Raw genomic sequence first — 19,479 nt, forward strand, 5'->3', positions numbered from 1 at the left:
ATAAATTGATGGGAGTGACATACTAATGGAAGACGTTCTTCAAAAGAATATGGATTTAAAGCCAAAAGAAATCATCAGTAAGAGCAAAAATACTAAAAGTCATCCAATACTTTATTTATTGCCTCACTTGATTATTTTTACGATTTTCTTCTTGATACCGTTAGTTTTCGGGATATATATATTGCATTTACTAAATGGGATTTAGTCAGAACACCAAGGTTTGTTGGTTTCGACAACTTTAAGACCTTACTATTTTCAAATTCCATTTTTCATGATCAGTTAGTTAGTGGGTTAGGACATACTTTTCTGTTTGTTTTGATCTCAGTTCCATTTTGTATTTTGGTACCACTGATTTTAGCGGTTGCACTGAATACAAAACCTGTTTTAGGCAAATTCTTCCAAGGATTATTTTATTTACCAAGTTTGTTTTCAATTTCTGCCGTAGTTATTGTGTGGTCATTGATCTTTAACCCTAACTATGGTCCTTTAAACACACTCTTCCACTTGAACCAAGTGTGGACAGGGACACAACCATGGGCATGGATGACAATTGTGATCTTGACTGTTTGGTGGACAATTGGTGGAAACATGATTATTTACCAAGCTGCCTTAAATGGAATTTCTAAGGATTATTACGAAGCTGCTGATATTGATGGAGCTTCTTCATGGCAAAAGTTTATCCACATTACTTTGCCAAGCATCCGAGGACAACTGTTATATACAATCGTTACTACAACAATTGCACAGTTTAACATTTACGGACAACCTTTGATGTTAACAAACGGTGGACCTAACGGATCAACTACTGTTTTGATGATGAACATTCAGCAAAATGCCTTTGGTTCAGGCCAATCATTAGCTGGTTTGTCATCAGCGATGGCCGTTATTTTGGGAATTTGTATCACGATTGTTTCGATGATTCAACTATTCCTATTACGTAGTAAAGATTAGATAAAGGAGTGAAGATTTGATGAAAAAGCAAAAGCAAGGCGTTTCACAATGGATTTCATTAGTTTTTCTGACAGTCTTGGGAATTATCTGGATAGTTCCATTACTGTATGGCGTAATGTCCTCCTTTAAGAGTAACATCGAAATGCAATCGGTTGGTTTTCGATTTTTACCAATTAACTGGATTTTAACTAATTACACACGCTTACTGCAAAACACAGCTAATACCCCAGTGTTCCGTTGGTTCTGGAACTCAATCGTGATTTCAGGTGGATCAACAATTTTAGTCTTAGTTGTAACTTCATTGTCAGCGTTCGCATTTTCAAGATTACGTTTCAAAGGCAAGGAACCATTATTTATTTTCTTGTTATCAACGATGATGTTCCCAGCAGTAATGAACATTATTCCGCTGTACAAGATTATGACTTTCTTAGGTTGGGCCAACACACCTTGGGCAATGATTTTCCCAGCTGCAACTGGTGCCTTTAACATTTTCTTAGTTCGACAATTTATGGACAATATTCCGATTGCTTATGATGAAGCAGCCCGAATCGATGGGGCTAGCGATTGGCAAATCTTTAGAATTGTGATTCTACCATTGATCAAGCCAGTCTTGTATGTGGTTGCACTGTTTACGTTTACAGCTACATGGAACGATTTCTTGTGGCCATCAATCGTATTCTCAGATATCAATAAGATGCCAATTACACCAGGTTTGAAATTATTACAAGGAATGTATGTTGCAGATATTCCAACGTTAATGGCCGGAGCAATTATTGCTATCATCCCAACATTTATTTTGTATTTAGTAGCACAAAAGTATTTCCTACAATCAATGTCACTATCAGTAGGTGTGAAAGGATAATGTATCATGCTAAACAAGAAGTGGGAGAAAGTTTTGTTAATTATCTGTGCTTCTTGGCAGTTTATTGACGGATTTTTAACAATCGCCTTAGGATTTATTAACTCAAGTAAGATTGCGGAACTAGACGCTTATTCAAAGATGGTTCCGATTAGCTCCTTCAATGGACTGATTGGTACGTTATTTATCTTAGCAGGAATGGTTAACTTGTTAATTGCTTTTTACTTTATGGGGCATGGAGAAATTAACCGGTGGATTATGCCAATCCTGATTATAGAAGCAATCTTCGCATACTTCTGTATGGACATTGTTGCTGTGGCTACTTTAGTCCCAGCTGCAATAATAATTAGTTTAAAGAAAAAGAAACAAAAACTGGCAAAGACAGAATAGAGAAAGCAGGGAAGATATATGTATAGAACGGAGTACCCTGAACCACAATTTCAGCGACAAAATTGGATAAATCTAAATGGATCATGGGATTTTTCTTTTGATGATCAGAATAGTGGAGTAAAAGAAAGTTGGTTTGCAAAACACGAGTGGGACCAAAAAATTGAAGTTCCATTCGCATATCAGACTAAGTTAAGTGGAATTGATGACCAGAGTGAACATGGAGTTGTCTGGTATCAACGCAAGTTTACTACGGAAATTTCTGATAGTGAAACAACTATTTTACATTTTGGTGCGGTTGATTTTACAACCGATGTTTGGCTAGATGGGCAGCATATTGGCAGTCATTCAGGTGGACATACTAGTTTTTCATTTGATATTAGTGAATATCTAGACCAGAAAGAGGAGCACGTTTTAACCGTTCGCGCTGAAGATCCTGTTCGTGACGAAGAGTTAACTCGGGGAAAACAGAACTGGACTGGCGAAAGTGCTGGAATCTGGTATACAAATACTACTGGGATTTGGCAAACGGTTTGGTTAGAAAGAAAACCAGTGACGAGATTAGCAAATGTTAAATATTTCCCAGATGTTGATCATGGTAGTATCAAGATTACTGGGGAAATTGATAACTTTGTTGCAGGTACTGAAGTTACAGCCACAATTAAGTTTGAAGGTAAACAAGTCGCTAAGCTTTCTGTTTATCCTGAAGAAAAATCTTTTGAAATAGGAGTTAATCTTTTAGGCAAGCATATCTTCCGGATTGGTTATCACAATGAAGGATGGTTGTGGTCACCAGAACATCCACACCTGTTTACAGTTGATTTTACGACAACTGCACCTGATGCAACACCAGATCAGGTCTCATCTTACTTTGGGATGCGTAAAATCCATACTGCTAAGGGAATGGTTTATTTAAATAACCGTCCATACTATCAAAAACTGGTCTTAGACCAGGGCTACTGGCCAGATAGTTTGTTAACGGCGCCAGAAGATGAAGCATTTAAAAAGGATATCAAATTAGCTAAGGAAATGGGCTTTAACGGTGCTAGATTGCATCAAAAAGTCGAAGATCCACGTTTCTTATACTGGGCTGATCAATTAGGGTTCATTACTTGGGGTGAATGTGCAGCAGCACCTGTCTTTACCAATAAAGCAGAAATCACCTTATATAAGGAATGGACAGAGATTGTTGAACGAGATTTTAATCACCCATCAATCGTAACTTGGGTACCAGTTAATGAAAGTTGGGGTGTACCACAGGTCCAAATCGACCGACAACAACAACACTTTACTCAAGCTTTGTATCATTTAGTTCATTCACTAGATCCAACTAGACTAGTACAGTCTAACGATGGTTGGGCACAGACAGAAACAGATATTTGTGCCGTTCATAATTATGCCCATGGGGCTAAGGACGACAAGGATACCTACGATTACTACACTGAGACATTGAGTTCTTGGGAGAAAATCATTCGTAATCCACCAGTTTGGGACATCTTTGCTGAAGGATTTTCATATCAAGGACAACCAATTCTCTTAACTGAATTTGGCGGCATTGGTTACAATAAGCAAGATGCAACTAAAGGCTGGGGATATACTGGGGCCCAAAGTGATGAAGAATACGTTAGTGAGTATCAAAGAATTATGGACGCAGTCAGTCAATCACATTGTTTGAACGGCATTGTCTATACCCAACTAGCTGATACTGAACAAGAAGTAAATGGTTTGTTAACTGTTGACCATGAACCTAAGGTTGATCCAAAACTGATTAAAAAGGCTAATGAGTTCTTTATCCGTTCATTTGTTGAAACACCTCAAAAAGACGTTGAAATTGAGGATATTTTGGATAACGAATTGGACCGATAATTTAAACACTTCAGAGATAAAAAATAGAAAGAACAGGGTGATTTTAAATGGCTGAAATTGAATTAAATCACATGTATAAACAATACGAAAACGCTACTGATTTTAATTTACATGTTAAAGATCGTGAATTTATTGTGTTTGTTGGTCCTTCTGGTTGTGGGAAATCAACTACTTTACGGATGATTGCCGGACTAGAAGACATTACTAAAGGTGAATTAAAAATCAATAACCAAGTAGTTAATGATACTTCTCCAAAAGATCGTGATATCGCCATGGTTTTCCAGAACTATGCGCTCTATCCACATATGTCAGTTTACGATAACATGGCATTTGGTTTGAAGTTGCGTAAATATGACAGTAATGAAATCGACAAAAAAGTTAAAGAAGCTGCCGAAATTCTAGGCTTAACTGAATACTTAAAACGTAAGCCAGCTGCTTTATCTGGTGGTCAAAGACAGCGTGTTGCCTTGGGACGTGCAATTGTGCGTGATGCACCAATTTTCTTAATGGATGAACCATTATCTAACTTGGATGCCAAGTTACGTGTTTCCATGCGTGCTGAAATTGCTAAACTTCACCAAAGATTAAAAACAACTACAATTTACGTTACCCATGATCAGACTGAAGCGATGACTATGGCTGACAGAATTGTTATTATGAAAGATGGTAAAGTTCAACAGATTGGTACACCACAAGAAGTTTATGATAACCCCGCAAATGTATTCGTTGGTGGATTCATTGGTTCTCCAGCTATGAACTTCTTTAAGGTAACATTGAATGGAAATTCAATCAAAGATGTTGATGGTGATTTTGATCTTGAAGTACCGGAAGGTTGCTTAAAGGTCTTGAATGACAAAGGCTATCAAGGAAAGCAACTTGTCTTTGGTATTCGCCCAGAAGATCTGCATATTGAAAATGCCTTCTTAGAAACATTCCCTAACGCTGTAGTTCCAGCAACAGTTGTTGTTTCAGAATTGTTGGGTGCTGATTCTCAATTATATAGTAAAATCGGCAGTACTGAAGTTGTTGCTCGAGTTGATGCGCGTGACTTTGCAGAAACAGGTGCGAAGGTCCAACTTGGCTTTGATCTGAACAATGCTCACTTCTTTGATTCAGAAACTGAATTGTCTGTGTACTAATTTATATTAAAAAACGTGTCTACCCTAAATTGTGAAATAAGGGAGACACGTTTTTTGCACTTACTAGTTTAGTGGTTTTAGTTCGATCAACTCACCAGAAACGCCGATTTGGGCGCCTTGTTCGATTTTGTCTGTGCGTGATTCATGTACGACTTGGAACTTGTTTTTCTTAACGATTCTTGGGTTAGTTGAGTGGAAGTTTTCTGGTAGCTCAGTATTGGAACCAGCTGGCAACATTACGATGATACTAAAGCCAGAATTATCAACCTTAATTGGACTGTAATGCAAGGTATCACTATAAAATTCAACTACTGTTCCACGTGGAACAAAGAATAATTCAGCTTCTTCTTTGGCATTAAAAGTTCCGTTTTCTTCCAGAACACTTCTTTTTCCGAGAACCATGATGACATCAGTTATCATTACGTTTAGTTCACTGCCTTGATGATATTCAACAGCAGTGAAGTTTGATGATTGACCAGTACATTCGCCGGCTTCAAAAGGCATACCAGCATAGATGTCTGTTCCAATTGTTTGCATCGAAGGAACTTGTTCTAAGGCATAGTTTGAAGGAACGTAGATATTACTATCTTTATCAATTTTAATTTGTTCGTCCATGTATTTAATAGCGTCGGTAACATCGTAGTTTGTATAGATCTTACCGTACTTGGTAAATGCTGGATCAGTAGTTTCTTTGATAGTGTAGGTGGGGTTTAACTGACACATTTCTTCGTATTTAGTCAAAATTATTCTTCTTTCTCTAAACTTAGTTTAATTTTTCAACTGAGACCTTAGCAAAATATTCATCAAACAATTCTGGGTCGATATGACCAGTTTCTTTTTCCATAGTGTTTAACATTCCAGTAGTCATAGCTGTCTTCAAAACATCAGGAATACTTTCGTGACGGTTGATGCCGACTGCTAAACCAGCAACGGTTGAGTCGCCAGAACCAACTGGGTTAACGACCTTGATCTTAGGAATGGCAACACGGTAAATTTCTTGACCGACTTTGGCTAAAGCACCATCTTTACCTAGCGAAACCACGATCCAGTCTAAGCCGTTAAAGACATCTTCATTTAGCAGAACATCTTGTAAATCAGCGAGGTCTGTTAATTCACGACCGGCTAATTGAGCAATTTCTTCCTGGTTAGGCTTGATCAAGAGCGGTTTAGCTTCACCAGAAATACCAGCAACTAATGAATCACCAGATGAATCTAAAATGACTTTAACATCTTTTTTTGCGGCTGCTTCAATCATTTGGGCATATAAGTCAGTTGTAAAGCCTTGTGGTAGACTGCCTGAAATTGTGACCAAACTAACTTCATCTAATAGGGAAGTAAAATGTTGCATGAATTCTGTTTGTTGTGTAGCAGTTAAGACAGGACCGCCTTCTAAGACTTCCGTTTGTTGGCCGTTATCATGCAAGATTGCGATACAGTTCCGTGATTCCTGTGGGATGTGTAAAAATTGTTCTTGTAAACCAACCGTATTTAGTTGTTGAGAAATAAAAGTACCGATCGTACCGCCTAAGACACCGCTGGTAGAGACTGGTTCATCAAGTTGATGGATAACGCGAGCAACATTCAATCCCTTGCCGCCAGCAGTTTTTGTGACGTTCGAGACACGGTTAACAGTGTCGATTTTTAGATGCTCAATTGGGTAAGAAATATCAACTGAAGGGTTCATTGTGATTGCTAAAATTTTATTTGACATGGAAACCATCCTTGTTTGTTAATGTTTTTAATTGTTTATTCACAGCTAAAACTATCATTATCACATAAATAAGTCAAGGTTAAATAGAAAAGTGAAAAATATTAATTACATAAATATAATTTAATGTAGTCGATTTCATCTTATTGGTATCAACATTTATACTTACTTTTGAGAACCGATAAAAAAAGCAATAAAAAAATTTTTTTGAAATTGTTTAATACTAATAAATGTTTTTTCTTGGGTGAAAAAAACCTTTATTTAAGCGGATTTCGTGACTATTTGTGGGAAAATTGTACACAACACAGTTGGAACCCTTTACAATTAGTGGTTGACATTCTACATTAAGCGCTTTAATATAAGCTTGTAAACATTATTGAACAAAAATAAACAAGAAGGGAGATCTAGACAAGTGCAGACAGAGAAAGAGGAGCCACTTTTTGTGGAGGACACCGTCTATATTTCTTCGAAGACAACGGCAGAAGAGGTCATCCAAGAAATTTCAGACAAACTGCTCGAAAAAGGACTAGTTAAACCTGATTTTTATCAAAATGTGATTGGTCGCGAAAAAGATTATCCAACAGGAATTGATTTGGGTGTTGTTAATGAAGCATTACCTAACATTGCAATTCCACATACAGAAGGAGAATTTGTGAATGTTCGTCGAGTAATTCCAGTTCACTTGGAAGAACCCGTTACATTTAAGAACATGATCGACCCAGACTCTAGTATGGAAGTTAAATTCTTGTTCATGATCTTAAACAATGATCCAGAAGGACAATCCAACATTTTGGCACAAATCATGAACTTTTGTACGACAACTTCAGTCAATGATCTTGAAGCATTTTTTAAGAGTACTGACAAGAGCGCGATTTATGAGTTTTTAAACCGGTCATTCGCTGACCAGGAATTATAAAAAAGTAAACAAATTTAAGGAGGAACTTATTATGATTAAAATTTTAGCAGCATGTGGTGCAGGCGTTAACTCAAGTCATCAGATCAAGGATGCATTGGAAAGAGAAATGGGCGATCGCGGTTACGATGTTAAATGTGACGCAGTGATGGTTAAAGACATTACAGAAGATATGATCAGCAAATATGATATCTTTACACCAATCGCAAAGACTGACTTAGGTTTCACACCTTCAATCCCAGTTGTTGACGCTGGCCCTATCTTGTATCGGATCGCAGCAATGGCAAAACCTGTTTATGACAAAGTTGAAGAAACAATCAAGTCAAACGGTTTGAAATAAGCCAGCGCTATTAAAATTTGGCATTAAAGCTTAACAGCAATAATAGTTTTTATTTATAAAAAGGAGTGAAAATTTAATGCATGCTATAATTGATATAGCTAACAAAGTGTTTAATCCAATTATTAACTTGGGGGCAGCCCCAATCATGTTGATTGTTTTGACATTGTTGGCTTTGCTTTTTGGAGTTAAATTCTCCCGTGCTTTGGAAGGTGGTATTCGTTTAGCTATCGCTTTGACAGCTATTGGCGATATCATCAACATGCTGACATCAGCATATCAAAAACCCCTGAATGACTTTGTTAAGTCAACTGGGATCCATCTTTCAATCACTGACGTTGGTTGGGCTCCATTGGGTACAATTACTTGGGGTTCTCCATATACCTTGTTCTTCTTAGTAATCATGATTTTACTGAACATCGTGATGTTAGTGTTGAACAAGACTAATACGTTGGATGTTGATATTTTCGATATTTGGCATATTTCCTTTACAGCATTGATGGCAATGTACTTCGGTGCTAACCTCTTTGTTGCTACGCTTTTGATCTTATACATTGGGGCTTTGAAGATCGTTAACTCTGATTTGATGAAGCCAACTTTCAATGATTTGTTAGATGCACCGGATGAAAACCCGATGACTACAACTCACTTGAACTATATGATGAACCCAATTATCATGGTGTTTGACAAGATTTTTGATAAACTTTTCCCTTGGTTGGACAAGTATGACTTTGACTCCGCTGAATTGAACAAAAAAATCGGTTTCTGGGGTAGTCATTTCGCCATTGGTGTTTACCTAGGTATCTTTATCGGTTTACTTTCAAAACAAGATGTACAAACAATCTTAACTTTGGCCTTCACAGGTGGTACATGTTTGGAACTGTTCAGTTTGATCGGTTCATGGTTTATCGCCGCTGTTGAACCATTGTCACAAGGTATTTCTGATTTTGCTACTAAGAGATTCCAAGGCCGTACATTTAACATCGGTCTTGACTGGCCATTTATCGCCGGCCGTGCCGAAGTTTGGGCTGCTGCTAACGTTTTAGCTCCAATCATGTTAGTTGAAGCATTGGTACTTCCTGGTAACCACATTATGCCTTTAGGTTCTATCATCGCCATGGGTGTTACACCTGCTTTGTTAGTTGTTACACGTGGTAAGATTATTCGGATGATCGTTATTGGTGCAATTGAAATGCCAATCTTCTTATGGGCTGGTACATTGTCAGCACCATTTATCACAAGTGTTGCCAAAAATGTTGGTGCATTCCCTGCTGGTGTTGGTTCCGGTACACAAATTGCCGAAGCTACAAAAGAAGGACCTATCGAACAATTCTTGGCTTACTTAGTTGGTAAGGCTTCAGAAGGACAAATTGAATTTATTATCTATGCTGCTTTGGCATTGATCGCATACGGTTTGATCTTCTGGTGGTACGCAAAACAAATGAAGAAACGTAATGCTGAATATGCAGCTGCTAAAGAAAGCAACTAATTATTAAGTAACTTACAATATGAATTAAGAGGTGAAAATCATGAAAAAAGCAACCGATGCAAAGTCTAAACGTACGCAGTTAATTTTCTGGGCAACACTTGTTATTATTTCAAGTATTCTAGCTAAGGCGTTTCCAAACGCGATCGTTGAAACAGCAGCAACTATTACTGCTCTGTATGCCCTGTATAAGACTGTGGGAGTACCTAAGTCTTATTACCGCCGGGTAGAACGTCGTAAAAAAGAACGTGAAGAATATAAGCAACAACAACAAGAAAATTAATGTTATCGGTCAATGCATTTTCCATGATTTTTTACTAAATCAGGTCATATGAATGGCTGATAAAGACACTACTGATCATTGGTAGTGTCTTTTTTGTTTACTAATTTGCGGTAAAATGAGCGTAAATGTTTATTTAATAAAAGCTTAAGATGAATCTGTTGGTAAATTGGTACAGCTAATTTCAATAGAAATCCTTGAATATACAACAAATGTGGGACATTTAAAGAAAAATAAAGAGAAAATAAAACTTTAAAATAAACAAACAAAAATACACAAAAGTCGTTGACTATGAGTTGATTAAGTGATATTTTATACATGTAAGGAACATTAACAAACAAAAACAACCATTAAAGGAGCTGTTGGCATGTTAAAAAGAGAACGGCTGATGTTGCTGCTGGACATGGTTAACCAAAACGGGATTATGACCGTTAAAGATCTGATCGAACAGCTTGGTGTTTCTGATATGACGATTCGTCGTGATTTAGACGAGTTGGCGGACAGCGGAAAGCTGGTTCGGATCCATGGCGGAGCCCAAAGTGTTGCGAGTAGTGATGCGACTGAGTTATCTCACGTTGAAAAAAAGGAGCTGCATCTTGAACAGAAACAACAAATTGCTCGACGTGCAGCTAAAATGATCAGCGAAGGCGATACGATTTATATCGGGCCAGGGACAACCCAGGAATTGATAGTTCATTACGTTGACGATATTGCTGATTTGAGAGTTGTCACTAATAGTTTGCCAGTCTTTGAAAGCTGGCAAAACAAGAATGTTGATTTAGTTCTAGTTGGTGGAAACTTTCGTGAACGGTCTGGTGCCTTTATTGGCGGTCTAGCCAGTGATACCTTAGGGGACTTAAAGTTTAACAAGTCTTTTGTGGGTGTCAATGGAATCCACAATGAAAGCATGATGACAGCTAATACTGAAGAAGGCAGTGCGCAAGCTGTTGCCATCAATAATAGTTTAACTAAGATCGTTTTGGCTGACCGTTTTAAGATAAATCGTGATGATTTTTATCAGTTTTATAACTTATATGACGTTGATTATTTGATTACTAACGTCGAATTGAGTGAAGAAACGATCACGCATTATCAGCAGTACACAAAGGTTATTTTAGCAGAGGATTAAATCGGGTGTGGGTAACGCGAAATTTCGCAATGCTCCCCCACTAAAAACAAGAGCGGGGCGACCTGCTTAAAAAATAAAGGAGATTTTATCATGAAAATTGCATTGGCATCTGACAAAGGCGGCTTTGATTTAAAGGAATACATCAAGAGTTATTTAGAAGGTTTGAACTACGATGTTGTTGACTTAACTGAAGAACCAGCAGCTGATTTTGTTGATTCTGCTGTCGCAGTTTCACGTGCAGTTTTGGATGGCAAAGCTGATCGTGGCGTAATGTTTGATGAATATGGTACAGGCTCAGCTATGGCTTCTAACAAGATCCATGGCATGGTTACAGCTAACGTTGCTGAAGAAAACACTTCACATATGACAACAGAACATAACGGTGCGAAAGCAATTGCTATTGGTGCAGGAATCGTTGGACCAAAGAAGGCTGAATCATTGGTTAACGAATATTTGGGTGTTAACTATGCCGGCGGTCGTCACCAGATTCGTTTGGATATGCTAGAGAAGTTATCTTAATAACTGATTAAAACTAAAAAGTTACTAGCTTGTTAAAAAGAGAATGTCTATTTTGAGGAGGAAATGCAATGATTATCGCATTAGGAAATGATCACATTGTTACAGGAACAAAAATTCAGATTTCAGACTTTATCAAGTCTTTAGGCCATGAAGTAATTGATGTCGGAACATACGACAATACTAGAACTCACTACCCAATTTATGGTTTGAAAGTTGCTGACTTAGTTCGTGATGGCAAAGCTGATTTAGGTGTTGTTTTATGTGGGACAGGTGTTGGGATCTCAACTGCTGCTGACAAAAACACTGGCATCAGAGCTGCTTTGGTTAACGATGTAACAACTGCTAAATATGCTAAAGAAGAATTAAACGCTAATGTGATCGGCTTTGGTGGTTCAGTTGTTGGGGAACATTTGGCTGAAGAAATCGTTAAGATCTTCTTGAACACCGAATATAAAGAAACTCCAGAAAACAAAAAGTTGATCGAAAAAATCGATGGGATCGAAAAAGACAACCCTGCTCAACATGATAACCCACACTTCTACGACGACGAAATGAAGTTATGGAACGAAGGCTACTACCACGATTAAGCAGTAATTATCACTGTTTAAGCGTTAAAAATCGGCACTGATGTTACTTTAAGACTGAAAAAGAGGAGAACAAACAGTATGTCCAATAAAATTGAAGCTTTAAAACGTATGTCCAACAAAGACGGTGTGATCGCCGCTTTAGCAATCGACCAACGCGGTTCTTTGAAGAAGATGTTAGCAGCTGCTGCTAACAAACCTGCTAACGAAGAAGATATTGTTGAATTCAAGAAAGTTATTTCTTCAGAATTAACAAAATATGCTTCAGCAATTTTACTTGACCCTGAATATGGTTTGCCAGCTGCTGCAGAACGCGATGCTAACTGTGGTTTGTTGACAGCTTATGAAAAGACAGGCTATGACACAACAGCTCCTGGCCGCATGCCAGACTTGTTAGCTGACTGGTCAGTTCGTCGCTTGAAAGAAGCAGGCGCAGACTCAATCAAGTTTATGCTGTACTATGATGTTGATGAAGGCGAAGAAATCAACCGTAAGAAACAAGCTTTTGTTGAACGGATCGGTGACGAATGTGTTGCTGAAGACATGCCATTCTTCTTGGAATTAATGTCATACGATGCCAACATTGATGACACTAAGAGTGCTGAATATGCCAAGGTAAAACCTCACAAGGTTAACACAATGGTCGAAGAATTTGCTAAAGACCGTTACAATGTTGACGTTTTGAAGGTTGAAGTTCCAGTTAACATGGACTATGTTGAAGGCTACAATGGCGACAACGAAGTGATCTTCAGTAAAGACGAAGCATTGAACTTCTTCAAGGAACAAGACAAAGCAACTGCTGGCGTACCATTTATCTTCTTGAGTGCCGGTGTTTCTGCTGAACTCTTCCAAGAAACTTTGAAGTTTGCTCATGAAGCAGGTTCAACCTTTAATGGTGTTCTGTGTGGCCGTGCCACATGGCGTCATTCAATCGAACCATTTGCTAAAGATGGTGAAGAAGCAGGCCGTGAATGGATGCGGACAACTGGCCGCAAGAACATCGAAGACTTAAACGAAGTTCTTGCAGTTACAGCTACATCTTGGGAAAGCAAAGTTAAATAAACAGTGATCAGAGTAAGTCGGTGTGACCTAAAAAGGCCCACCGGCTTATTTTTTTCGATTTTTGTGGCTTAAAAAACACTTACTGGAAAAATATTTAGATTGGTCAACCAGGACAGACCAATTTTAGTTAAATACGTTAAGTAGGCTTGAGGACAAAGGAGCGAGTTCAGCAGGTCTACCCGAACCAATTGTTTTTAATTGTTTGACTATGTTTAATTCTGATAAAAAATCGCTTTTTTTGTAAAAAAACCGTTTACAAGTTCTGTGAAAACGGTTATACTAACTATGGATACGAAATGGATTGTTACTATTTAATTAGGCATGACCATAGGAATCGGAGGGAGCCCAGTTGGACTGCCGGCTGTTCTTGTGGTCTTTTTTGTTCCAAATGTACGAAGGGGGGTATTTTCTTGCTAGGAATCGTCCAAGTTTTAAATAACAATTGTGCGATTGTAGATTTAGGGAAAGGTCGACAGGCATTAGTCAAAGGCCGGGGGGTTGCTTACCAGAAAAGGAAAGGCGACTTACTTGATTCTGAAAGGATCGAAAAGGTCATGTACCTGGCGACCAAGGAGTCTCAACAAAATTTGGCATTCTTGTTAAAGGATATTCCAATTAATATTGTGACAACGACGTATGAAATAATTGATAATGCGAAAAGCAAGTATAGTTACCAATTGGCTGACTTTGTGTACGTCACATTAGCCGATCATATCAACGGAATGTATAAACACCTGCAAAATAACACTTATCAACGTACACCGGTGCCAGATATGCAAGAACAGTACCCAACGGAGTACCAGATTGCTGCCGATGGTTTGAAGATAATCAATGCGAATTTAAAGGTTTATTTTCCAAAAGATGAGATCAAGAGTGTCGCGCTTCACTTTATCAACGGCCGTAGTGATAGCGAAGAAAACTCATCTGGAAATGAAACGTCGCAAATTACTTCTGACTTAAATGCGCTAGTTCAAAGCATCTTGCAAAAAAATATGTTGCTAAGAAACGGTGCCAATCAGAATTTTTATGACAGACTAATGATCCACTTAGGTTATCTAGCGGAACGTTTGTCGCAGCATCAATCGAGTAATGAGCGAACCATTAGTAAGATCGAAGAAGAAATGAAAGTTTCTTACCCACAGTCTTACGCAATCGCTCATGAAATCTATACTGCAATTTGTCAGGAATTAGATGCTGATTTAGGTGTAAATGAAGAATTATATTTATTGATCCACATTCAACGGATCACAAATGAAGAAGAGAAGAAAGCCGAATAAACAGGCTTAAAAGAGTTTGAGAAAATTGGAGGAATTACTAATGGCTACAAAAAATGATATTTCAATGGTTGGATTCGCAATTGTTGCTTACGCTGGAGACGCAAAATCAGATTTGATCGAAGCTTTAAACCAAGCACGTGACAAGAACTTTGCTAAGGCACGTGAATTAGTTGAATCTGCTAACAAAAACATCGTTGAAGCCCATAACGAACAAACTGGCCTCTTGACTCAAGAAGCTGGCGGCGCAGATATGGACGTAACCTTTATCATGGTCCATGGCCAAGATACTTTGATGACAACAATGATGTTGAAAGATCAAGTTGAGTACTTTATTAACGAATATGAAAGATTAGCAAAAATCGAGGAACGCTTAGATAAGGCAGGTCTTTAATTTATGAGCTTACTAAATAGAGTAAAAAGTTTACCACAAGGTTTTATCTGGGGTGGTGCTACAGCTGCTTATCAGGTAGAAGGTAGTACTAAGGTTGCTGGCAAAGGCAAGACGATGTGGGACGATTACTTGAAAGCTCAAGGTCGTTTTTCACCCGATCCTGCGAGTGATTTTTACAACCGTTATCCTGAAGATTTAGCATTATCTAAGAAATATGGTTTGAATTCGATTCGTGTTTCCATTGCGTGGACACGGATCTTCCCGAACGGCACTGAACAAGAACCCAACCAAGAAGGGGTTGCTTATTATCATCGTTTGTTCAAGGAATGCTTGGACCAAGGGATTGAACCATATGTCAGCTTGCATCATTTTGATAGTCCGCAGACCTTGTTTGAAGATGGTGACTGGTTGAACCGCAAGAACAGCGATTACTTTGTTGCTTATGCAGAATTTTGTTTCAAAGAATTTACGGAAGTTAAGAACTGGTTCACGATCAATGAACTGATCTCGTTAGCTTACTCCCAGTATATTCAAGGAAACTTCCCGCCAAACCATCATTTCGATGTAACTAGCGGAATTCAGGCTCAACACAATGAATTAGTGGCACATGCCCGCGTTGTGAACTTGTACAAGAAGTTGGGCTTGCCTGGACGAATCGGTTTGATCCATGTGATCCAACCAATTTATCCAATCGATGATGCTCCAGAAAATATCCATGCTGCTAAGCTGCAAGATGCCTTTATGAATAAGTTCTTGTTAGATGGAACTTTCTTAGGGTATTACTCAGATGACACCATGGAATCCATCAATGAAATCTTGCGTTTAAATGATGCACATTTGGAAATTGAAGACGGCGACTTAGACATTCTAGCTGAAGCTGCCCCACAAAATGATTTCTTTGGGATGAACTATTACCAAAACCAATTCATTAAAGCTTACAAGGGCGAAAGTACTAACAGCTTTAATGGAACTGGTGATAAGGGGACTTCATCTTTCAAGTTCAAGGGTGTTGGTGAAGCCGTGAAAAAGGAAGGCGTTCCAACGACCGATTGGGACTGGAACATTTATCCAGAAGGTCTCTATGATTCCTTGAAACGTGTTGCAGCAGATTATCCGAACTGTAAGACGATTTATATTACTGAGAATGGTTTGGGCTTGAAAGAAGACCAACCAGCTGAAAATGAGATTTTAGCAGATGACAAACGGATCGACTACATTGACCAACATATCGAAGCCATTTTACGGGCTAGAGATGAAGGCGTTGATGTTCAAGGTTACTTCGTTTGGTCATTACAAGACCAGTTCTCGTGGGCAAATGGTTATAACAAGCGCTATGGCCTGTTCTTCATTGATTTTGCTACACAAAAGCGGTACATCAAGAAGAGTGCTCTCTGGTTTAAAGAATTAGCAGACACAATGAAGTAAAGCAATTGAAAGCGAGCCTTAGCTGGCTTTCATAGCTTTCTGCAGCAGGGATGTGTTGCAGAGTGCTATGAAGGTTAGCTGAGCATAAGCTTACTAAGCTTTACTTGAAATGCTTAAATCACTGTGGTCTGCCGCCGCTTGATTTAAATGTTTTGCTTAATATACATCCCCTTTTGGCGGATCGTTACTATTCAATTAGGCGTGACCGTAGTTGGGAAGGTGCTGGAGCTTAAGAAAATTTTTTTCTTAAGACAGTGCTTTTTCGGTTACGGTTTTTAATTTGGCTTTAAACTTTAAAAACAATATTTTAAAAGGAGTGAAGATCTTTGAACGGTATTATCAAAGCAATAGAAAAGCACCAATCGACGTTTGAAAAGATTTCTCGCAATATCTATTTGCAAGCGATCAAAGATGGCTTTTTAGCAGCAATGCCTGTCATCTTGTTCTCAAGTATTTTCCTGTTGTGTTCCTCATTACCGAGCGTCTTTGGCGTAGATCTACCAGCTGGTTTGAACGACTGGCTTAACAAAATTTATAACTTTACGATGGGGATCGTTGGTTTACTAGTTTCTGCCACAACAGCTCGTTGTTTAGCGGGTTCGATGAACAGAAGTAAAATGCCAGCGGGCAAGGCAATCAGTGAAGTTTCTGTCATGATCGCTGCAGTCTGTGGTTTCTTATTACTAGCTGTTACTCAACAAAAAGACGGTTCATTCATTACTGGTAACATGGGAACAAACGGGATTTTGTCATCATTTGTTTCTGCTTTCTTAACAGTTAATGTTTATCGTTTCTGTATCATCAAAGATATTACGATCCATATGCCAAAAGAAGTTCCTGGGACTATCGCACAGAACTTCCGTGATATCTTCGCATATTCATTCTCAGTTTTAGGTTGTGCACTTATTGATTTTCTATCTCGTCAGTTTGTTAAAGTACCATTTGCTGAAGTTATTGCTAAGTTATTCCAGCCAATCTTCAACGGCGCCGAATCATACCTTGGAATGGCCTTTATCTGGTTCTTAATTCCATTGTTCTGGTTCGTTGGGGTCCATGGTCCTTCAGTTGTTAAACCAGCGATCGAAGCACCCTTGTTTGGTAACACAACTTTGAACTTGGCCTTACAAAAAGCTGGAGAGCATCCTTCTCATGCTTTGACAGAAAACTTTGGTAACTTTGTTGGTGAACTTGGTGGGACAGGTGCTACATTTGTTGTTCCATTCATCTTTATGATTGCCATGCATTCTAAGCAGTTACGTGCTGTGGGTAAGGCTTCATTTATTCCGGTCATGTTTGCGGTCAACGAACCACTCTTGTTCGCTGCTCCAATGATCTTGAACCCATACATGTTTGTGCCATTCCTCTTAGCTCCAGTAGCTAACGTGTTAATTGGTAAAGCATTCATTCAATTCCTTGGAATGAACGGGTTTATGTACGTCTTGCCATGGGCGACACCAGGTCCAATTGGGACGTTCCTGGCCACCGGCTTCCAGCCAATTTCACTGCTGTTCGTCGTAGTCTTATTGGCAGTCGATGTTTTGATTTACTTCCCATTCTGTCGTGCATACGATAAAGAACTATGTGATCAAGAAGCTGCTAAAATGGCAGAAGAAGGTCTTGCAACAGCCGGGCCTGCAGTTGAAACAGCTACAGCAGCACCAGAAGTTGCCGTAACAGAAGAAGTTCCAGCAGAACCAGAAACAACTATTGAAAATGTTAACAAAGATTCTGACGATCCAACTCGAGTTTTAGTTCTGTGCGCAGGTGCCGGAACTAGTGAATTATTAGCGAATGCCTTGAAAGAAGGGGCAGAAGAATACAACGTTAATTTGACGGCCAGAGCGGGTGCCTATGGCTCTCACTATGACATTTTGCCAAACTTCGATGTTGTTGTTTTAGCACCACAGGTTAAGACTTACTATAATGATCTTAAGAAAGATACTGACAAACTTGGTATCAAGCTGATCAAGACCCAAGGTAAGCAATATATTGATTTAACTCGTGCTCCTAAAGAAGCAATCAACTTCGTGATGAGCCAGTTAAACGAAGACGACGCAGAAGCCTAATACAAACTAAGCTTCGTTAAGCGTAGCAAAAAGCCAGCAGTAAGTGTGAAAAATCACTCGCTGCTGGCTTTTTGTGGATGGAGCAGTTAGTCACTGCTTTCACGATAGTTAATTTTTGTGCCGATAATCAGGCGTTCTGGAACTGAGAGACTGCCTTGGTTAATAATTCGGAGAATCATTTCTACCCCACGTTTGGCCATTAACGGGAGGTCAACCTTGACGGAAGTTAGTGGTGGCTCGGCATTTTCGGCGAGAACGGAGTCGTTGAAACTAACCAAGGAAACTCGCTCTGGTACGGCTAAATTGTGCTCTTTTAAGAAGTCTAAGGCACCTAAGGCTAAGATGTCACTGGCGGCAAATAAAGCAGTCGGAAAGTCTGTTTGAAGCTCATGATAGGCTTCCTGAGTCGCAAGGTAGCCGGCTTGACGGGAAACTTCACTTGTTACAAAAACATGATCTGCCTGATATAAGTGCTTAGAGCGCAGGTAGTGACGGTAGTCGACCAGACGCCGGTCATAGATTTTTTCAGTATCATCACTGGTGCGTCCCTCTGCGATTAAAATCCCAATATTTTGACGGTCGTGGGCAATAAAATCTTGTAAGACGCGTTGAACACCGACCTCATTATCACTGGCAACACAGCTAATATCGTTTTCAAGTGAATTATCACCAATAATCACGAGTTTAGGATTAAGCAACTGGAGTTGTTGTCTTTGAGCGGTGCTAAAACGTCCAATGGCAATCACACCGACACAACGCCTGACGTTAGTCCAAGCAGAGTCGCCAAAAATACGGGTGATTTTATAACCAGCAGCCTCAATTTCTGCTTCAACGGCTAGGCGCAAGGTTTGGTAATAAGGATCGTTTTGTTCTTGTTGTTCGGTGACCCAGGTGACAACACCTAATGTAGCATTGCGTGATTTGCGTTTACTGGGCCGATAGTTTAACTCTGTTGCAATTTTTTCAACACGTTCGCGCGTGTCAGCGCCAACAGAGAGGGTACTATCATGATTTAGAATGCGCGAAACAGTGGTGATCGAAACCCCTGCTTTGGTGGCAATATCTTTTAAACTCACTGGCGTAGTCTCCTTTATAACAGA

The 19,479-nt window shown here is 39.1% G+C and carries 19 protein-coding genes and 1 pseudogene; 17 read left to right on the top strand and 3 right to left on the bottom strand.

Annotation, left to right across the window (positions count from 1 at the left end):
* Window positions 1–49: 49 nt before the first annotated feature.
* The 5 genes and pseudogenes from LPAF129_RS05170 (at window position 50) to LPAF129_RS05190 (ending at window position 5,202) form a co-directional block, all read left to right on the top strand.
* Window positions 50–951 (top strand): annotated as a pseudogene (locus LPAF129_RS05170) (carbohydrate ABC transporter permease).
* A gap of 19 nt (window positions 952–970) precedes the next feature.
* Entirely contained in the window at window positions 971–1,813 is an 843-nt protein-coding gene (locus LPAF129_RS05175) for a carbohydrate ABC transporter permease (protein ID WP_244055099.1), read from the top strand.
* Between the two features lie 6 nt (window positions 1,814–1,819).
* Window positions 1,820–2,200 (top strand): hypothetical protein, encoded by a 381-nt coding sequence (locus LPAF129_RS05180; RefSeq protein WP_244055100.1) that lies wholly within the window; start codon window positions 1,820–1,822, stop codon window positions 2,198–2,200.
* A gap of 18 nt (window positions 2,201–2,218) precedes the next feature.
* Window positions 2,219–4,063: a glycoside hydrolase family 2 TIM barrel-domain containing protein gene (locus LPAF129_RS05185; RefSeq protein ID WP_244055101.1), complete on the top strand. Its 1,845-nt coding sequence runs from the start codon at window positions 2,219–2,221 to the stop codon at window positions 4,061–4,063.
* A gap of 47 nt (window positions 4,064–4,110) precedes the next feature.
* The gene (locus tag LPAF129_RS05190) at window positions 4,111–5,202 is read left to right on the top strand and encodes an ABC transporter ATP-binding protein (protein ID WP_244055102.1); all 1,092 of its coding nucleotides are present in this window, start codon (window positions 4,111–4,113) and stop codon (window positions 5,200–5,202) included.
* A gap of 63 nt (window positions 5,203–5,265) precedes the next feature.
* Here the strand turns inward: LPAF129_RS05190 and LPAF129_RS05195 are convergent, their stop codons facing one another.
* Both LPAF129_RS05195 and LPAF129_RS05200 read right to left on the bottom strand, forming a co-directional pair.
* Entirely contained in the window at window positions 5,266–5,943 is a 678-nt protein-coding gene (locus tag LPAF129_RS05195) for a DUF4867 family protein (protein WP_244055103.1), read from the bottom strand.
* A 22-nt stretch (window positions 5,944–5,965) separates the two neighbouring features.
* Entirely contained in the window at window positions 5,966–6,913 is a 948-nt protein-coding gene (locus tag LPAF129_RS05200; RefSeq protein WP_244055104.1) for a hexose kinase, read from the bottom strand.
* Window positions 6,914–7,322: 409 nt separating this feature from the next.
* Here LPAF129_RS05200 and LPAF129_RS05205 point away from each other — a divergent pair, with 409 nt between their 5' ends.
* The 12 genes from LPAF129_RS05205 (at window position 7,323) to LPAF129_RS05260 (ending at window position 18,379) form a co-directional block, all read left to right on the top strand.
* Window positions 7,323–7,826, top strand: coding sequence for a PTS sugar transporter subunit IIA (locus LPAF129_RS05205; protein WP_244055105.1), 504 nt, complete (start codon window positions 7,323–7,325; stop codon window positions 7,824–7,826).
* Window positions 7,827–7,857: 31 nt separating this feature from the next.
* Window positions 7,858–8,163 carry a PTS sugar transporter subunit IIB gene (locus LPAF129_RS05210; RefSeq protein ID WP_244055106.1) on the top strand — a complete coding sequence of 102 codons (306 nt, stop codon included), beginning with the start codon at window positions 7,858–7,860 and terminating at the stop codon, window positions 8,161–8,163.
* A gap of 76 nt (window positions 8,164–8,239) precedes the next feature.
* On the top strand, window positions 8,240–9,649 hold the full coding sequence (locus LPAF129_RS05215) for a PTS galactitol transporter subunit IIC (protein ID WP_244055107.1): 1,410 nt from the start codon (window positions 8,240–8,242) through the stop codon (window positions 9,647–9,649).
* A 40-nt stretch (window positions 9,650–9,689) separates the two neighbouring features.
* Window positions 9,690–9,929 carry a hypothetical protein gene (locus LPAF129_RS05220; RefSeq protein WP_244055108.1) on the top strand — a complete coding sequence of 80 codons (240 nt, stop codon included), beginning with the start codon at window positions 9,690–9,692 and terminating at the stop codon, window positions 9,927–9,929.
* Between the two features lie 364 nt (window positions 9,930–10,293).
* Window positions 10,294–11,055 (top strand): DeoR/GlpR family DNA-binding transcription regulator, encoded by a 762-nt coding sequence (locus LPAF129_RS05225; RefSeq protein WP_244055109.1) that lies wholly within the window; start codon window positions 10,294–10,296, stop codon window positions 11,053–11,055.
* 90 nt (window positions 11,056–11,145) lie between these two features.
* Complete coding sequence (lacA, locus tag LPAF129_RS05230) at window positions 11,146–11,574, top strand: galactose-6-phosphate isomerase subunit LacA (protein WP_244055110.1); 429 nt, start codon at window positions 11,146–11,148, stop codon at window positions 11,572–11,574.
* A 68-nt stretch (window positions 11,575–11,642) separates the two neighbouring features.
* Window positions 11,643–12,161: a galactose-6-phosphate isomerase subunit LacB gene (lacB, locus tag LPAF129_RS05235; protein WP_244055111.1), complete on the top strand. Its 519-nt coding sequence runs from the start codon at window positions 11,643–11,645 to the stop codon at window positions 12,159–12,161.
* A gap of 78 nt (window positions 12,162–12,239) precedes the next feature.
* Window positions 12,240–13,220, top strand: a complete 981-nt coding sequence (gene lacD, locus LPAF129_RS05240) for a tagatose-bisphosphate aldolase (RefSeq protein ID WP_244055112.1) — start codon at window positions 12,240–12,242, stop codon at window positions 13,218–13,220.
* Window positions 13,221–13,630: 410 nt separating this feature from the next.
* Window positions 13,631–14,497, top strand: coding sequence for a PRD domain-containing protein (locus LPAF129_RS05245; protein WP_244055113.1), 867 nt, complete (start codon window positions 13,631–13,633; stop codon window positions 14,495–14,497).
* Between the two features lie 40 nt (window positions 14,498–14,537).
* Window positions 14,538–14,888, top strand: a complete 351-nt coding sequence (locus LPAF129_RS05250) for a PTS sugar transporter subunit IIA (RefSeq protein WP_244055114.1) — start codon at window positions 14,538–14,540, stop codon at window positions 14,886–14,888.
* A gap of 3 nt (window positions 14,889–14,891) precedes the next feature.
* A complete protein-coding gene (gene lacG / locus LPAF129_RS05255) occupies window positions 14,892–16,313 on the top strand; it encodes a 6-phospho-beta-galactosidase (protein ID WP_244055115.1) in 1,422 nt (473 codons plus the stop codon).
* Window positions 16,314–16,639: 326 nt separating this feature from the next.
* Window positions 16,640–18,379 (top strand): PTS lactose transporter subunit IIBC, encoded by a 1,740-nt coding sequence (locus tag LPAF129_RS05260; RefSeq protein ID WP_244055116.1) that lies wholly within the window; start codon window positions 16,640–16,642, stop codon window positions 18,377–18,379.
* Window positions 18,380–18,465: 86 nt separating this feature from the next.
* Here the strand turns inward: LPAF129_RS05260 and LPAF129_RS05265 are convergent, their stop codons facing one another.
* Window positions 18,466–19,455: a LacI family DNA-binding transcriptional regulator gene (locus LPAF129_RS05265; protein ID WP_244055117.1), complete on the bottom strand. Its 990-nt coding sequence runs from the start codon at window positions 19,453–19,455 to the stop codon at window positions 18,466–18,468.
* Window positions 19,456–19,479 lie beyond the last annotated feature (24 nt).

Source organism: Ligilactobacillus pabuli (assembly GCF_022836475.1).
GTDB classification, from domain to species: Bacteria; Bacillota; Bacilli; order Lactobacillales; family Lactobacillaceae; genus Ligilactobacillus; species Ligilactobacillus pabuli.

Bases quoted from the DNA above. Each gene is read 5' to 3' on its own strand.
- LPAF129_RS05200 (WP_244055104.1), bottom strand. From the start codon at position 6,913: ATGTCAAATAAAATTTTAGCAATCACAATGAACCCTTCAGTTGATATT.
- LPAF129_RS05250 (WP_244055114.1), top strand. From the start codon at position 14,538: ATGGCTACAAAAAATGATATTTCAATGGTTGGATTCGCAATTGTTGCT.
- lacD (WP_244055112.1), top strand. From the start codon at position 12,240: ATGTCCAATAAAATTGAAGCTTTAAAACGTATGTCCAACAAAGACGGT.
- LPAF129_RS05175 (WP_244055099.1), top strand. From the start codon at position 971: ATGAAAAAGCAAAAGCAAGGCGTTTCACAATGGATTTCATTAGTTTTT.
- LPAF129_RS05185 (WP_244055101.1), top strand. From the start codon at position 2,219: ATGTATAGAACGGAGTACCCTGAACCACAATTTCAGCGACAAAATTGG.
- LPAF129_RS05225 (WP_244055109.1), top strand. From the start codon at position 10,294: ATGTTAAAAAGAGAACGGCTGATGTTGCTGCTGGACATGGTTAACCAA.
- lacB (WP_244055111.1), top strand. From the start codon at position 11,643: ATGATTATCGCATTAGGAAATGATCACATTGTTACAGGAACAAAAATT.
- LPAF129_RS05190 (WP_244055102.1), top strand. From the start codon at position 4,111: ATGGCTGAAATTGAATTAAATCACATGTATAAACAATACGAAAACGCT.
- LPAF129_RS05210 (WP_244055106.1), top strand. From the start codon at position 7,858: ATGATTAAAATTTTAGCAGCATGTGGTGCAGGCGTTAACTCAAGTCAT.
- LPAF129_RS05215 (WP_244055107.1), top strand. From the start codon at position 8,240: ATGCATGCTATAATTGATATAGCTAACAAAGTGTTTAATCCAATTATT.
- LPAF129_RS05220 (WP_244055108.1), top strand. From the start codon at position 9,690: ATGAAAAAAGCAACCGATGCAAAGTCTAAACGTACGCAGTTAATTTTC.
- lacG (WP_244055115.1), top strand. From the start codon at position 14,892: ATGAGCTTACTAAATAGAGTAAAAAGTTTACCACAAGGTTTTATCTGG.
- LPAF129_RS05180 (WP_244055100.1), top strand. From the start codon at position 1,820: ATGCTAAACAAGAAGTGGGAGAAAGTTTTGTTAATTATCTGTGCTTCT.
- lacA (WP_244055110.1), top strand. From the start codon at position 11,146: ATGAAAATTGCATTGGCATCTGACAAAGGCGGCTTTGATTTAAAGGAA.